The sequence below is a fragment of the Bradyrhizobium sp. 139 genome, from assembly GCF_023074175.1.
GTDB lineage: Bacteria > Pseudomonadota > Alphaproteobacteria > Rhizobiales > Xanthobacteraceae > Bradyrhizobium.
In genome coordinates this window covers 37,509-50,808 of sequence record NZ_JADPKS010000080.1, presented here as the reverse complement: position 1 = coordinate 50,808, position 13,300 = coordinate 37,509, and the positions used below count along the sequence as shown (strand labels likewise).

At 65.2% G+C, this 13,300-nt stretch carries 17 protein-coding genes and 1 tRNA gene; 12 read left to right on the top strand and 6 right to left on the bottom strand.

The window, feature by feature from the left end; translation table 11 throughout:
* The first annotated feature begins 148 nt into the window (after positions 1-148).
* A complete protein-coding gene (locus IVA80_RS19745) occupies positions 149-787 on the top strand; it encodes a glutathione S-transferase (protein ID WP_247433916.1) in 639 nt (212 codons plus the stop codon).
* A 133-nt stretch (positions 788-920) separates the two neighbouring features.
* On the opposite strand, the gene IVA80_RS19740 is transcribed toward IVA80_RS19745, so the two are convergent.
* From IVA80_RS19740 to IVA80_RS19730, 3 genes are read right to left on the bottom strand one after another with little or no spacing between them, the layout of a single operon-like run.
* Complete coding sequence (locus IVA80_RS19740; RefSeq protein ID WP_247433913.1) at positions 921-1,088, bottom strand: hypothetical protein; 168 nt, start codon at positions 1,086-1,088, stop codon at positions 921-923.
* A 5-nt stretch (positions 1,089-1,093) separates the two neighbouring features.
* Positions 1,094-1,339 carry a porin gene (locus tag IVA80_RS19735; protein ID WP_247433910.1) on the bottom strand — a complete coding sequence of 82 codons (246 nt, stop codon included), beginning with the start codon at positions 1,337-1,339 and terminating at the stop codon, positions 1,094-1,096.
* 55 nt (positions 1,340-1,394) lie between these two features.
* Entirely contained in the window at positions 1,395-1,649 is a 255-nt protein-coding gene (locus tag IVA80_RS19730) for a PilZ domain-containing protein (protein ID WP_247433908.1), read from the bottom strand.
* 226 nt (positions 1,650-1,875) lie between these two features.
* On the opposite strand from IVA80_RS19730, the gene IVA80_RS19725 reads away from it, so the two are divergent.
* From IVA80_RS19725 to IVA80_RS19685, 9 genes are all read left to right on the top strand, one after another.
* Positions 1,876-1,950 (top strand) — tRNA-Glu (locus IVA80_RS19725).
* A gap of 93 nt (positions 1,951-2,043) precedes the next feature.
* On the top strand, positions 2,044-2,412 hold the full coding sequence (locus tag IVA80_RS19720) for a hypothetical protein (RefSeq protein ID WP_247433905.1): 369 nt from the start codon (positions 2,044-2,046) through the stop codon (positions 2,410-2,412).
* A 212-nt stretch (positions 2,413-2,624) separates the two neighbouring features.
* Positions 2,625-3,251: a PilZ domain-containing protein gene (locus tag IVA80_RS19715; protein WP_247433902.1), complete on the top strand. Its 627-nt coding sequence runs from the start codon at positions 2,625-2,627 to the stop codon at positions 3,249-3,251.
* Positions 3,252-3,374: 123 nt separating this feature from the next.
* A complete protein-coding gene (locus tag IVA80_RS19710; protein WP_247433899.1) occupies positions 3,375-4,382 on the top strand; it encodes an acyl-CoA desaturase in 1,008 nt (335 codons plus the stop codon).
* Between the two features lie 135 nt (positions 4,383-4,517).
* On the top strand, positions 4,518-4,775 hold the full coding sequence (locus tag IVA80_RS19705; RefSeq protein WP_247433896.1) for a hypothetical protein: 258 nt from the start codon (positions 4,518-4,520) through the stop codon (positions 4,773-4,775).
* Between the two features lie 134 nt (positions 4,776-4,909).
* Entirely contained in the window at positions 4,910-5,077 is a 168-nt protein-coding gene (locus IVA80_RS19700; protein WP_247433893.1) for a hypothetical protein, read from the top strand.
* 325 nt (positions 5,078-5,402) lie between these two features.
* Complete coding sequence (locus tag IVA80_RS19695; protein WP_247433890.1) at positions 5,403-6,443, top strand: PrsW family glutamic-type intramembrane protease; 1,041 nt, start codon at positions 5,403-5,405, stop codon at positions 6,441-6,443.
* A 70-nt stretch (positions 6,444-6,513) separates the two neighbouring features.
* The gene (locus tag IVA80_RS19690; protein ID WP_247433887.1) at positions 6,514-7,092 is read left to right on the top strand and encodes an HdeD family acid-resistance protein; all 579 of its coding nucleotides are present in this window, start codon (positions 6,514-6,516) and stop codon (positions 7,090-7,092) included.
* 234 nt (positions 7,093-7,326) lie between these two features.
* The gene (locus tag IVA80_RS19685; RefSeq protein ID WP_346348006.1) at positions 7,327-8,412 is read left to right on the top strand and encodes a 3-deoxy-7-phosphoheptulonate synthase; all 1,086 of its coding nucleotides are present in this window, start codon (positions 7,327-7,329) and stop codon (positions 8,410-8,412) included.
* Positions 8,413-8,457: 45 nt separating this feature from the next.
* Here the strand turns inward: IVA80_RS19685 and IVA80_RS19680 are convergent, their stop codons facing one another.
* From IVA80_RS19680 to epmA, 3 genes are read right to left on the bottom strand one after another with little or no spacing between them, the layout of a single operon-like run.
* On the bottom strand, positions 8,458-8,712 hold the full coding sequence (locus IVA80_RS19680; protein ID WP_247433885.1) for a hypothetical protein: 255 nt from the start codon (positions 8,710-8,712) through the stop codon (positions 8,458-8,460).
* A gap of 43 nt (positions 8,713-8,755) precedes the next feature.
* On the bottom strand, positions 8,756-9,850 hold the full coding sequence (locus IVA80_RS19675; protein WP_247433883.1) for a lysine-2,3-aminomutase-like protein: 1,095 nt from the start codon (positions 9,848-9,850) through the stop codon (positions 8,756-8,758).
* Complete coding sequence (gene epmA / locus IVA80_RS19670) at positions 9,847-10,911, bottom strand: EF-P lysine aminoacylase EpmA (protein WP_247433880.1); 1,065 nt, start codon at positions 10,909-10,911, stop codon at positions 9,847-9,849. Before epmA ends, IVA80_RS19675 begins: the two co-directional genes overlap by 4 nt.
* Positions 10,912-11,073: 162 nt before the next feature.
* Between epmA and efp the strand changes: the two genes are divergently transcribed.
* Both efp and IVA80_RS19660 read left to right on the top strand, forming a co-directional pair.
* Entirely contained in the window at positions 11,074-11,640 is a 567-nt protein-coding gene (gene efp / locus IVA80_RS19665; RefSeq protein WP_247433877.1) for an elongation factor P, read from the top strand.
* A gap of 24 nt (positions 11,641-11,664) precedes the next feature.
* A complete protein-coding gene (locus IVA80_RS19660) occupies positions 11,665-13,287 on the top strand; it encodes a M23 family peptidase (protein WP_247433874.1) in 1,623 nt (540 codons plus the stop codon).
* Positions 13,288-13,300: the final 13 nt, after the last annotated feature.

Below are 13,300 nucleotides of genomic sequence, written 5' to 3'. Positions count from 1 at the left end.
GCAGAAAGCTCGGCTGATCCCGGCTGACACCGGTCTTGAAGGTACGATTCGTCATGCCGAATCGTACCTTCCTTCGCTATAAGAATCTTGCCCAGTCTCTGCGCTCCATCCGGGCTACGACATCGAAAAATGCCGCGGGAGGAGTTTCATGCCGGACACCAAGCTGACGATCTGGGGCCGTGCCAACTCGGTCAACGTGCAGAAGGTGCTGTGGTGCCTCACCGAGCTCGACCTGCGCTATGAGCGCATCGACGCCGGCATGAGTTTTGGCAAGACCCGCGAGGCCGACTATCTCGCGATGAATCCCAATGCGCGAATCCCGACGCTGGTCGAGGGCGATTTCGTGCTGTGGGAATCCAATTCGATCATGCGCTATCTCAGCCTCGCGCACGGCCGCGGCACGCCGATCTACCCCGAGGCGCCGAAGCTGCGCACGAGCGTCGACCGCTGGCTCGACTGGACGCTGTCGACGGTGCAGCCGGTCGACCGTCCGGTGTTCTGGGGCATCGTGCGCACGCCGCCCGCCGAGCGCGACATGATCCAGGTGCAGCGGGATGCCGATGCCGCCGCCGAGGTCTGGGCGATCGCCAACCGCCTGCTCTCGTCGCGCCGCTTCATGGATGGCGACCAGTTCACGCTGGCCGACATCGCGATCGGCGCCTATGCGCGGCGCTGGCTCGGCGTCGAAGGCATCACCCGCCCGGCCCAGCCGCACCTGACGCGCTGGCTCGCCGAACTCGGCCAGCGGCCCGGATTTGCACAACATGTCGCACCGCCAATGTCGTGAGGCGGTGGCGCAGCTTAAGTTGCGATGAGAGCGCGATGAATCGGCGTTTTGCCGCGCGCGTCAGGCGCCGCGGCCGCACTTGACGGCTACTGTGCATGGGGTTGTTTTCGCAGTTTTTGTTGTGGGGCGGTGCCTAGCCCCAGCCGCGCTCGACCAGCAGCACGCAGACGATCAGCACCAGCGTCACGGCCGCCGTGGCCAGCCGTGCCGTCCAGCTCAGGCCGCGGCCGACCCACCACAGCAGCGCGCAGTACATCACGACGGGAACGATGATGTCGGGCCGCAGCAGATCCGCCGGCATGGGCATCAGCGCCTGACCGTGGTCTCGACGCTGATCGAGCCGCCGATCTTCACGCAGGTGCCGGTGCCCTCGACCATGAAGAAGCGCGGGCCATAGGAGGCACAGGAGCCCGCTCTTGCCGTTCCGCCCGCGCCCTTCAGCGGCAGAGCCTTGCCGGCCTGCGGCCGCTCGGCAGGCGGCAGGCGCAGGGCCTCCGCGGCGGACGCTGACGTGGCTGCCAACGAGATGAGGATGAGAAGCGGCGCACGCATGCCGCCGTTCTAGCCCGGACCGGCGCCAGGCGCCATCCGGTCGCTTCGCCCGGGATCAGACGAACTTGATGCCGGCCGATTTGCCGCGGCGCCAGATCACCTGGCAGCGCCGCCCGGTGCGGGCATCACGAGAGAACGCCATCCGGACCACGCCCGGCAGCTGGCTCGCGTCCTCGTCCAGCGTGATCTTCGCGCCCGTCGTCGAGATGTCCTGGACCAGGCAATGCCGCGCCGCGAACCCGCCGTCGAGCGTAATCCAGGCGTGCTGCGACAGCGATTTGCGGGCTGTGCGCTTCTTGGGCGGTGGCATGGACAAAATTCTCCGGTTCCAGCGCTATCTCAGGGAGCCCTAAGAAACCGTTGAAATCGCCCCCGAATGATCCCGGGGTGGATGCTATCCACCGGTGCCGAAAGACCGTTCCCGAACGGCTTGCCCACGGCCCCAAAGGCCATTATACGTTCGCGCGCTGCAAGCCGCCGGGCACTGTTCGGGCGGCCCGCGGCCGTGCCGCCAAAAGCGGCGGGGCCTTGCGTTTGCTCCCTTCGTCTATCGGTTAGGACGCCACCCTTTCACGGTGGAGAGAGCGGTTCGATTCCGCTAGGGAGCGCCAACATCCGGGCCATCGGGTGACGCGGCGAAATCCGCCGTCCCCGCGCATGAACCTCCCGGCCCCTCGGACATCCTCGGCGACGCCGTCGGCTACATGGTCCTGTTCGGCATCGTCGCCCTGCTCTTCCAGTCGCGCGTTCCGCTCTACCTCAACGCCTTCCTCTTCTTCACCGACGGCGCGCGTATCGAATCCGCGCTCGCAAACATCGGCATCCGGTTCAAGCCCGATACGATCGGCCCCGACATCGTCAAGGGCTTCGCATCGCTGTTCGGATGGTTGGCGCTGCTGGCGTCGTTGCGAACCTCCGTCCGGGCCTGGCTCGCGGCATGGATGCCGTCGGACACATCATGGTCCTCCATTGCCGGCATCGCCGTCGTGTTCGCCATCGTCGAAGCATTCGCAGCGCTCGCGATGCGGCACGCATTGCGCGGTTCGGATTGCAGATCAGGTCGAACAGCCTGACCGCGACGGCGATCAAGCTCCTCATTGCCGTTGGCCTGCTGGCTTTACCGGCTCTGCTCGGCTCGCGCTGAGCGGCGCGCAATGACGATGTTGTGAGATGGCGAGCGCATTTACCGGAAATTTACCCCTGCTCATGAGCGCCGGTATCATTTGCTTAGAATTTGATCGCTACCGTGGAATTACGGGAATAGTCCGCAACACGATTGGCGCTCATGTCCGTCTCAGAGTTCCTCAGGCAGCGCGCGGTGGACGTCACCGTGAACGGCAGCTACTCGCTGCCTCGCTGGTACGATTGCGAGGGCAAGCTGCGCACCTTCGCCTGCCGCACCAAGCGTGTCTCCCCGTTCCGCATGATCGTGGACGTGCCGGTCGTCGGCAAGATCGGCGAGCGCGTGACCTCGTATTTCCAGGATTTTGGCGAATTCCAGTGCACCATCAGCGCGACGCTGAAGGCGGGCTTCCTGATGGAGCTCGACATGACGCGGGCGCGGCGCGCCTGGATGTCGGAAAAGCTGACCTGGCTGGAGAAGAAGCAGAAGGACGCCAGCGTCCAGGAGCTGCGCAACGACGCGCGCTTCGTTCCCCAGGTCTCGCACACCTTCCTGACGCTCGCCGACGGCAGCGCCCATCCCTGCTTCATCATCGACGTCTCCACGGCCGGCGTCGCGATATCCTGCGAATACGACCCGCCGGTCGGGACCCCGCTTGCGGTCGGCGCCTGCGTCGGACGGGTCATTCGCAAATTCGACAACGGCTTTGCGGTCAAGTTCGCCGAGAAGCAGCAGCGGGACGATCTCGTCCGCCTGATCGTCCGAACGCCCTTGCTCCAATCGGCCTGAAGCCGGCCGGGGCGATCTTAACTCTTTTTTAACTAAAGGCTGGAGGCGGAGGCCCCTGCGCGATAGGGTGTGACCCAGTACGTCCGCAATCACTGCGGGCCCTGAGTTATTGGAAGTCCTGGAATGTCCATCGCTGACGCCGAGCTCGCCCCGGCAGAGATCGCCCAGAGCACCACCGCCCCCGCCAAGCCGCAGCTTCCACCCGGTGTCGTTACCGAGGGCCCGCTGGTCCAGGCCAAGCTGCGCGAGAGCTATCTCCTCCTCGGCATTCTCTATGTCGGCGCTGTCGCGGGCATCGTTTGGGCCGTCACGCAAGGCCTCGGGAAGGTCGAGCTGTTTGCGTTTGCCTGGATGTTCGCGCTGACGACGTTCGGCATCGGCGCCGGGATGCACCGCCTGTTCGTTCATCGCAGCTTCCGCTGCGGCCCGATCATGCGCGTATTCTTCTGCGCCATTGCCCAGATGGCGGTGCAAGGCTCGATCGCCAAATGGGTCGCCAACCACCGCCGCCACCACCTCTATGCCGATGATGTCGGCGATCCCCACAGCCCGCAATTCGACGGCTTCGGCAATCGCTATGTCAGCGCGCTCAAGGGCTTCCTGCACGCCCAAGGCAGCTGGGTGTTCGACCAGGCGACCACCGACAACGAGTATTACGCCAAGGACATTCTCGCCGATCCGATCGCGATGTTCTTCGTGCGCACGCGTTGGGTCTGGTACGGCATGTCGGCCGTCTTCATCCCCGGCGTCATCGGTTACGCCTTCGGCGGCGTGCACACCATGATCGGCTGCGTGCTGTTCTCCGGCCTGTTCCGCGCTTATCTGCTGATCCTCGTCAGCCAGCTCACCGGCTCGGTCTGCCACGCCTACGGCTATCGCCGCTTCGAGGTCGAGGACGCCTCGACCAACGAGTTCGTGACCACGATCCTCACCTTCGGCGAGGGTCTGCACAACAACCATCACCGCTTCCCGCGGGACGCCTATATCTCGCATGCCTGGTGGGAGATTGATCTCAACGGCCTGATCATCCTGGGCCTCGAAAAGATCGGCCTCGTCCACGACGTCTTCCACGCCTCACACCGTCAGCTGGAGCGGGCGGCCGAAGCGCAGGCGGCCTCGACGGCGCGCTGACCGGCAGGCGGCGACCGCGCTGCGGCCGTCTTGCCTCCGCACCGCTGCCCTATCGCGGCCCCATTGCGGGATCAGCTTTTGACGGTCTGTGCCTCGCGCCGGACGTCATTTGCAGACTTGCGATCGGGGGACCGAATGGCAGTCGACAAGATCACAGTTGATAAGATCACTTGGGACAGGGTTGGCCGGGTCACCGCGCCCGGACGCTACATGTACACGTTCGGCTGGCTGACGATTACGGCCGGCGATCTCGACATCTGGAAGCAATACCCGCAGGCCGCGTTCACGCTGCTCGCGCAACATCCAGAGCCGGACCAGGCCGTCGGCGAGGAATTCCATCTCGGCGCCTTCGACATCGCGCCCGACGCACCGCCGCCATCCACTACGCATTGAAAACGCGCGGCAAACGCCGGGCCCCAAATCGCCTGGCCGGGGCCGGCGATTCGAGCTAGCGCAGGCAGCGCTTCGCGAAAGGCGCGGCTGCGCACCGCGCAGGCGACGGCGCGAACGCATGGCATGCAGGTTGCTTGATCAAGGTCATGATCCACATCCCTGCCGTCGACCAGGCCTTCCTGCTGCTGCTCATCGTCTTCTGCCTTGGCACGTGCCTCGTGCGCGCCTTCTGGGAGCTGGAACAGGTGCGGGCACGCCGGATCGCTGTACCGCCCCGTCGGCGCAGAACGCAGCGTGACTAGGTCAATCCGCACTGCCGCGCGCTGTCCGGACGGGGCAGTCCCGCCGCTGGACTCGCCGCTTGCATACGTGCATCCTAAACCGAAGAAACCTGCGCATTGCCTTGATCTAACTGACCAATCGCGATCCGACGCCCGGGCGCGAGATCGCTGCCATTGCTGACGAAGTGGCTCTGTCATGCAATTGATTGCGCTCGTCTTCTAGGTTTGGCGGCGGTGATGAACGCCAGCTGTCGCACTTGTTAAGCGACGCGACAGCAAGCGCATGACAGATGGTCGCACCGACGGACGTAGATAAGCGGACCAGGGGAACCTATTTTCGGCGCCGATGTACCTGATTGAAGCGTTACCCACCGTCATCGGAACTGCCGCTATCGCCCCGGCGCTGCTGATGCTGTGGCTTGTCATTGCCGCCGAAGAGCGCCCGGGACCGCCGGCCCAGGTCTGGACTGCGTTCCTGCTCGGCGCGGCCAGCATCTCGCTGCTGGGACTTGCCCGCGCTCCCTTTGCCAAGATGGTTGCAGCCCCCGACGATCCCTGGGCGGCGCTCGCCATGCATTCGGTCTTTGGGGTCGCGCTGCCCGAGGAAGCCGTCAAGGTGATCGCCATTGTGCTGGTGTCCTCGACCAAGCGGCGGACCTTCGCCAATCCGATGGACACCGTGGTCTATGGCGCCGCCGTCGGCCTCGGCTTCGCCGCTTACGAGAACCTCGCCTATCTCGTCCAGCACGCCGAGATGTGGCGCTCGCTGGCTGCCTTGCGCAGCGTGCTGACCGTGCCGTTCCACGGCGCGCTCGGCATCATCGCCGGCGCTTATCTGACGATCGCGCGCGCCGGCACGGCGCTGGGCGCCAACCGCCACCATCGCGACTGGGCCCGCCTGTCCAGCCGCCTGCTGATCTTCGCAGGCCCGCTCGCGCTGCATTCGGCCTTCGACTTTCCGCTGCTGACCTTGCAGCAAATGCCCGGTCTCGATCCGACGCTGCGGATGTGGCTGGGCGCAGCGAGCCTGCTGATCGGCTTCAGCTCGATCGCCTTCGCCATCCGCCTGGTGCGACGGGTCGCGCGCCACCACGCGCCGCGGACCGATATCGCGCGGGAGCGGCTGAGCCAGCTGCGCCGGATGTGGGCGCTGCTGCTCGCCGGGGGCGGCGTCGGCTTTCTCGGCCTCGCCTTCGTGCTGACCTCGATCCATCACTGGCTGATCAATCCCGAACGCAATCTGACGCTGGCCCTGATCCCGATCGGCTTCGTCTCGATCCTGCTCGGACTCGCGCTTCTGATCGTCACGACCGCGATCTACATTCTCGGCCGCAACCGCATCCGCACCAGTGGCGAAGGTTTTTCGTCGGCGCACGGCGGCGGCTGAGCCGCGGGATGACAAGCGCGGTGTGCGCATACTAGATTGAGCACACGCCTTTTCGATCTGGAGCCTGCCTATGACATCGCCCGAGGATTTTTCCCGGCTGCAATCCGCCATGAGCCAGACGGTCAAGGCGCATTGGAAGGCCTTCCTGTTCGAAGGCATCCTGCTCGCCGTTCTCGGCATCGCCGCGCTGATCCTGCCGCCGCTCGCAAGCCTCGCGATCGCGATTGTCCTCGGCTGGATGTTCCTGATCAGCGGCATCGGCGGACTGATCGTGACCTATTGGGCGCGCAGTACGCCGGGCTTCTGGTGGTCGCTGATCTCGGCCGCGCTCGCCGTGCTCGCCGGCATGCTGCTGCTGGCCCGGCCGATGCAGGCCGTGCTGACGCTGACCATCGTGCTCGGCGCTTATTTCCTCGCCGAGGGCGTTGCCACCATCATGTATGCGCTGGAGCACCGCCGCGAGCTGAGCGGCCGCTGGTCCTGGCTCCTGATCTCGGGCCTCGTCGATATCGCGATCTCGTTCATGGTGATCACGGGACTGCCGAGCTCGGCGGAATGGGCGATCGGCATCCTCGTCGGTATCAACCTGCTGTTCGGCGGCGCCACCCTGATCGGAATGGCGATGGCGGCACGCAATAGCAACAGTTGAGGCGCCTCGTGGCCCCTCAGGCCGTTTGGGGGTGACAACCCGCCAATCGCGCGCTATATGACGAGCCATGATCACCCTCGTCACCAGCTATTTTTGGTACTTTAGCTACGACAGCTCGCTGGCGGCAGGAGGATCGCGCTCAATCTGAAACATTGCAGCAAACGTCCGAACAAGCCGCCAGACCTGGCGGCTTTTTTATTGGCCGGCAGGTTCTCACAAAGACAGGAGCCCGCCGTGCTGAGCACGACCGACGATCTTCGTATCCGCGAACTGAAAGAGCTGAACACGCCGGAAGAGGTGATGCGGGAAGTCCCGCGCACGCTCACCGCAACGCGTGTGGTGATGGCGGCGCGCAACGCCATTCATGCCATCCTGGGCGGCCAGGACGACCGGCTTCTGGTCGTGGTCGGCCCCTGCTCGGTGCATGATCCCAAGGCCGCGCTCGACTACGCCGAGCGCCTCGCGGGCTTGCGCGAAGACCTCGCCGACCAACTCGAAATCGTGATGCGGGTCTATTTCGAGAAGCCGCGCACCACGGTTGGCTGGAAGGGGCTCATCAACGATCCCGACCTAGACGGCAGCTTCGACATCAACAAGGGCCTGCGGCTGGCGCGCAACGTGCTGTCGGCGGTGAACAATCTCGGCCTGCCCGCCGGCACCGAATTCCTCGACATGACGACGCCGCAATACATCGCGGATCTCGTGTCCTGGGCCGCGATCGGCGCGCGCACGACCGAGAGCCAGATCCATCGCGAGCTGGCCTCGGGGCTGTCCTGCCCGGTCGGGTTCAAGAACGGCACCGACGGCAACGTGCGGATCGCGGCGGACGCGGTGAAGTCGGCCTCGCATCCGCATCATTTCATGGCGGTGACGAAGCTTGGCCGCTCCGCCATCGCCTCGACCGCGGGCAACGAGGACTGCCACATCATCCTGCGCGGCGGCAGCAAGCCGAACTACGATGCGGCAAGCGTCGCGGCGGCCTGCAACGATTTGGCCAAATCCGGCGTTGCGCCGCTCGTGATGGTGGATGCAAGCCACGCTAATTCGAGCAAGAAGCCGGAAAACCAGCCGCTGGTCACCGCCGACATCGCCGGCCAGATCGCCGGCGGCGAGAACCGCATCATGGGCGTGATGATCGAGAGCAATCTCGTCGCCGGCCGCCAGGACGTGGCGCCGGACAAGCCGCTCACCTACGGCCAGAGCATCACCGACGGCTGCATCGACTGGGCGACCACGGCCACCGTGCTCGAGCAGCTCGCCGACGCAGTCGAGATCCGGCGCAACACCAAGCGCGCGGGGCTGCACGAGCGCACAGCGTAAGCCTGGCAAACGCGGGCGGGCGAGCTGTCGCGCCCTCCCCGCCGCCTAGCAACCGCGGCAGATGCTTTTGATCTTCTTGTCGAGCGCCTGATTTTCCTTGCTGAGGGGATCATTCGGGTCGCTCAGGTTCTTCTCGCTCGGCACATCGGCGAGGCGCGGTTGGCGATGGCCCACCGGGGCCTGCGGCGTAGATCCAGAGGTCGCGCCTCCCGAAGTCGATCCCTTGGTGCCGCCCGTCTGCGCGACCGCCGCGCTGCCGAGCAAGACCACGAGCGACACTGCCACGATGATCTTCTTCATTTCCGTTCCTCCATTTTCAAACCGGCGTTCTCTGCATCACCGCTCATGTCTCGGGCGGATAGAGATGAACGTCGCCGCAATAATCCACGATACGATAGCGCATTTCCGTTTCCGCTTCACGCGCATCAGCTGCGGTATTTTGCACCGCCAACACATAATTCGGCCCGACCGGCGATTTCCCGGCGCCGCCGGGAATGTCGATGACATAATCGGGCTGACACAGTCCTGACACCCGTCCGCGCAACTGCCGCATCAAATCCTGCCCCTGAGCCAGCGTCGTTCGCAGATGCGCCGTGCCCGGCGCGAGATCGCCGTGATGCAGATAGTAGGGCTTGATCCGGCATTCGACGAAAGCTCGCATCAAATCGGACAAAACGGCAATGGTGTCGTTGACGCCGCGCAGAAGCACGGACTGGCTCACAATGGGAATCCCGGCATCAACGAGCCGCGCACAGGCCGTGCGCGCCGGCCCCGTCAGCTCGCGCGCATGGTTGGCATGCACCGCGACCCAGGTGGTCGCGCCCTCGACCTTGAGCGCCGCGACCATCTCGTCGCTGATGCGCGCGGGATCGGCCACGGGCACGCGGGTGTGAAGGCGGATGATCTTGACGTGATCGATCGCGGCGAGGTCGGCCATGATCTCGCTCATCCGCCGCGACGACAGCATCAGGGGATCGCCGCCGGTCAGGATCACCTCCCAGATCTCGCCATGCGAACGGATGTAGTCGATCGCCGCGCGATAGGCGCCGTCGGAGAGCGCGTTCTCCTTGCCGGGCCCGACCATTTCGCGGCGGAAGCAAAAGCGGCAATAGACCGCGCAGACGTGAACGAGCTTGAACAGTACGCGATCGGGATAGCGATGCACGATACCGGGAACCGGCGAGTGTGGATGATCGCCGATCGGATCGGCGCTCTCGCCTGGCCGCATCTCCAGCTCAGCGACGGTCGGAACGAATTGCCGCGCGATCGGATCGTCGGGATCGGACGTATCGATCAGATCGACCAGTGCCGGCGTGATCGCCACCGCATAGCGCGCGGCGACACGTTCGAGCGCGGGCAGCGCTTCGGCAGATGCAAGCTGCTCGGCCACAAGTTCGGCCGGCTCACGCAGGGTGCGTGCAAGGTTGGTCTTCGTCATGTCTCACTTAACGTTTCATTTGCAGGCGGTGTCCACACCACCTGATCTATGCGCGATGCACCGCTCGCCAGCATCACCAGCCGATCGAAGCCGAGCGCGACGCCGCTCGCCTCCGGCATTTCGGCGACGGCGGACAGAAAATCCTCGTCCAGCGGATAGGCCTCGCCATAGCGGCGCTGCTTCTCCGCCATCGACGCCGTGAAGCGCTTGCGCTGTTCCTCGGCGTCGGTCAACTCGCCAAAACCGTTGGCGAGCTCGACACCGCAGGCATAGACCTCGAACCGCTCGGCAACGCGCGCATCGTCCGCCTTCACGCGCGCCAACGCCGCTTCTGGAGATGGGTATTCGAACAGCATGGTCAAACGCCCCTGCCCCAGATGCGGCTCGACATGCTCGACCAGGACCTTGCTGAAGATGTCGGACCAGGTGTCGTCCTCCGCCACGCGGACTTTGCCGCCGGCCGCCCGCGCCAGCGCGGCACGGTTACCCTCGCTGCCCGAGATTGTCGACAGCAGGTCAATGCCCGCGAACCGCTCGAAGGCGCCCGCGACCGTCAGAAGCTCCGGCTCGGCGAAGGGATCGGCGATCCGGCCGCGGAAGGAGAACGTCCCGATCCCGGTCGCCTGCGCGGCGCGGGCGATGACGACCACGGTATCCGCCATGATGGCATCATAGGGGGCACCGGCCCGGTACCATTCCAGCATAGTGAATTCGGGCAGATGCAGGTCGCCGCGTTCGCGGTCGCGGAACACCCGGGCAAACTCGAAAATCCGCTTCTCTCCTGCCGCCAGCAGCTTCTTGCAGGCGAATTCCGGCGAGGTCCGCAAGTAACGGCTGGCACGGCTGCCATCGGGCCGCATGATCTCGGTCCGGGGGGCGTGCAGATGGGTCTCGTTGCCGGGGGAGACCTGGAGGACGGAGGTTTCGACCTCGACGAAGCCCTGCTCGGCGAAAAAGCCCCGTAGAGCGCCGGTAATGGCCGCCCGCGCCTGCAGGAACGGCCGCCGGTCGATGTGGCGGTCGGGCGACCAGAATGGTGAGATAGGCTTGTCCCCAGCCATTAACCGACCGCCCCGCAGGCCAGCAAAACGCTGGCATCCAACGGCAAAATCAGTATGTTGCGGCCCGAAACAGGCGCCGAGGTCCGATTTGAGACCCCGAGTCCCCCCGAGATTTGACCACGTCCTGGCCGGAGCCGGGCCAAGCAAGCAGGAAATATAGCTTTGAGAGTCATCGCCAGTTCTATTCGCAAGGGCAACGTGATCGAGCAAGACGGCAAGCTTTACGTCGTCGTGACCGCCGAGAACATCCATCCCGGCAAGGGCACCCCGGTCAGCCAGATCGAAATGCGCCGAATCTCGGACGGGGTAAAGATCTCCGAGCGCTACAAGACCACCGACCAGGTCGAGAAGGCCACCATCGAAGAGCGCAACTACACCTTCCTGTATGAAGATGGCGACGGCTTCCACTTCATGAACCCGGAGACCTATGACCAGGTCCAGGTGTCCAAGGACGTCATCGGCGATTCGGCTGCGTATCTTCAGGAGAGCATGACGGTCAAGCTGTCGCTGCACGGCGCCAACCCGGTCTCGATCGCGCTGCCGCAGCGCGTGACGCTGGAAGTCGTCGAGACCGAACCGGTGACCAAGGGCCAGACCGCCTCGTCGTCCTACAAGCCGGCGGTGCTCTCCAACGGCATCCGCACCACCGTGCCACCGCATATCGCGGTCGGCACCCGCATCGTGGTGATGACCGAAGACGGCTCCTACTCCGAGCGCGCCAAGGACTAATAGAGAGCGGGACGATCGGAAACGGTGCCGCCGGGGGGCGAGACAGTGGTTGGGAAGAGTTTCCGCTTCGTCTCGCTGCTTCTGGCGTCGCTTTCGCCCCTCGTTGCCACGTCGCTTGCTGCGGATGAAATTCGCAGTCCTTCGCTTACGGCCCTGCGCGTCGATTGGCGCGCAGCGCTCGACCAGTTCCGCACCGAGATCAACAGCCGTCCCCAGATCGCGGGCGACTTCATCTTCGCACCCCGCCGTTCGGTGCCACGCGACGATCCGCGCGCGATGCCTGCGCTGGTGCAGCTCAACGCGGTCTCATCACAATTCTTCACCGGTATCGCCCGCAGCCCCGTGCCCGTGCTGCTGCCGTTCGATGCTGCCGCGTACCTCGAGGCGCAGCGCAATGGCGCCCCGGGGACACTCGCGCTCTCGCGCTACCAGGCTGATTTCAATCCCGCCGACATGTTCGATGCCGGCCCCGCCGGTTACAGTGCCAGCTTCTCACTCGAGCCCGGCGCCGGCGACGGCATGCCGAGCCGCGTGTACGCACGGCCGGTCGAGGTGCAGATCACGGGCTCGGCGCTCGTTTACGACGTCGCCGATCCCGCCGGCGGTAAGGGCGAGCAGGTCAAGCCGCTCGCGGCAACCTATCCGGACCTGCGCAAGTTCATCCGGGAGGGCTATGTGCGCTACGCCTTCACCCGCTTCGGCGTTGCCTATGTCGTCTCCATCCAGTGCCTGGACAGCGTCGCAAAGCCACGGCGCCTCGCCTGCAAGGAAGCCCATCCGGTTGCCGAGCGCTTCCTGAAAGGGCTCCGCATCGCAGGCGGCCAGCGCTTGCGGCCGCTCACGGACACGACCTCCAGCATCATCGATCGTCCGTCAGCACGTTCGCCCGATTTCACCTACCGACCGAGCGGTGACATCATCCCGAACACCGGCTATCGCAGCAAGGCCGGCCACCCGGATGTGATCGCCTATGCGCAGATCCGCTTTCCCCTCGACAAGGCGCCCGCCTTCGTGCGTTCGCAATCCTACGGCAAGCGCGACAAGAGCGACGGCCCGACGGCCTATCCCTGGCGCGACAATTTCTGCGAGTCCCGCAGTTTCGAGGTCTGGCAATGCGGCGGCGGTTATGGCCACCAGGGCGAGGACATCCGCGCCGCCGAGTGCCCACCGCCCGGCGAAGGCCGCGAACCCTGCGATCCCAAGCAGCGCAGCGTCGTTGCGGTGCGCGACGCCATCGTGATCCGCGGCGCCAAGGACCAGGCCGCGACGCTTCAAGTCAACAGCCGCACCGAGCACATGCGCTTCCGCTACATGCACATGAACCCGCAGGCGCTGACCGCGGACGGCGTGCTCAATGGCCGCATCGTCACTGAAGGCGAGAAGATCGGCGTGGTCTCCAACTATCTGGACCATCCCGCCGGCACATCGATGCATTTGCATTTTGACGTGCAGGTGTTCACCCGCGACGGCTGGATCTGGGTCAGTCCTTACGTTACGCTGGTCTCGGCCTACGAACGCCTGATCCGCGCCCGCGGCCGCGAGGTCGGCCCGGAGATCGCCGGCACGCCGCAGCCGGTGGCGCATGCGCTGCCGGAGGACGTGATCAAGCCGGACCTGCGCGAGGGATCGAGCGGCGAGGAGAATTGAGCGACGCGACATG

Bases quoted from the DNA above. Each gene is read 5' to 3' on its own strand.
- IVA80_RS19680 (WP_247433885.1), bottom strand. From the start codon at position 8,712: ATGAAGAAGATCATCGTGGCAGTGTCGCTCGTGGTCTTGCTCGGCAGC.
- IVA80_RS19690 (WP_247433887.1), top strand. From the start codon at position 6,514: ATGACATCGCCCGAGGATTTTTCCCGGCTGCAATCCGCCATGAGCCAG.
- IVA80_RS19730 (WP_247433908.1), bottom strand. From the start codon at position 1,649: ATGCCACCGCCCAAGAAGCGCACAGCCCGCAAATCGCTGTCGCAGCAC.
- IVA80_RS19715 (WP_247433902.1), top strand. From the start codon at position 2,625: ATGTCCGTCTCAGAGTTCCTCAGGCAGCGCGCGGTGGACGTCACCGTG.
- IVA80_RS19675 (WP_247433883.1), bottom strand. From the start codon at position 9,850: ATGACGAAGACCAACCTTGCACGCACCCTGCGTGAGCCGGCCGAACTT.
- IVA80_RS19745 (WP_247433916.1), top strand. From the start codon at position 149: ATGCCGGACACCAAGCTGACGATCTGGGGCCGTGCCAACTCGGTCAAC.
- IVA80_RS19710 (WP_247433899.1), top strand. From the start codon at position 3,375: ATGTCCATCGCTGACGCCGAGCTCGCCCCGGCAGAGATCGCCCAGAGC.
- IVA80_RS19720 (WP_247433905.1), top strand. From the start codon at position 2,044: ATGGTCCTGTTCGGCATCGTCGCCCTGCTCTTCCAGTCGCGCGTTCCG.
- IVA80_RS19705 (WP_247433896.1), top strand. From the start codon at position 4,518: ATGGCAGTCGACAAGATCACAGTTGATAAGATCACTTGGGACAGGGTT.
- epmA (WP_247433880.1), bottom strand. From the start codon at position 10,911: ATGGCTGGGGACAAGCCTATCTCACCATTCTGGTCGCCCGACCGCCAC.
- IVA80_RS19695 (WP_247433890.1), top strand. From the start codon at position 5,403: ATGTACCTGATTGAAGCGTTACCCACCGTCATCGGAACTGCCGCTATC.
- IVA80_RS19740 (WP_247433913.1), bottom strand. From the start codon at position 1,088: ATGCCGGCGGATCTGCTGCGGCCCGACATCATCGTTCCCGTCGTGATG.
- IVA80_RS19735 (WP_247433910.1), bottom strand. From the start codon at position 1,339: ATGCGTGCGCCGCTTCTCATCCTCATCTCGTTGGCAGCCACGTCAGCG.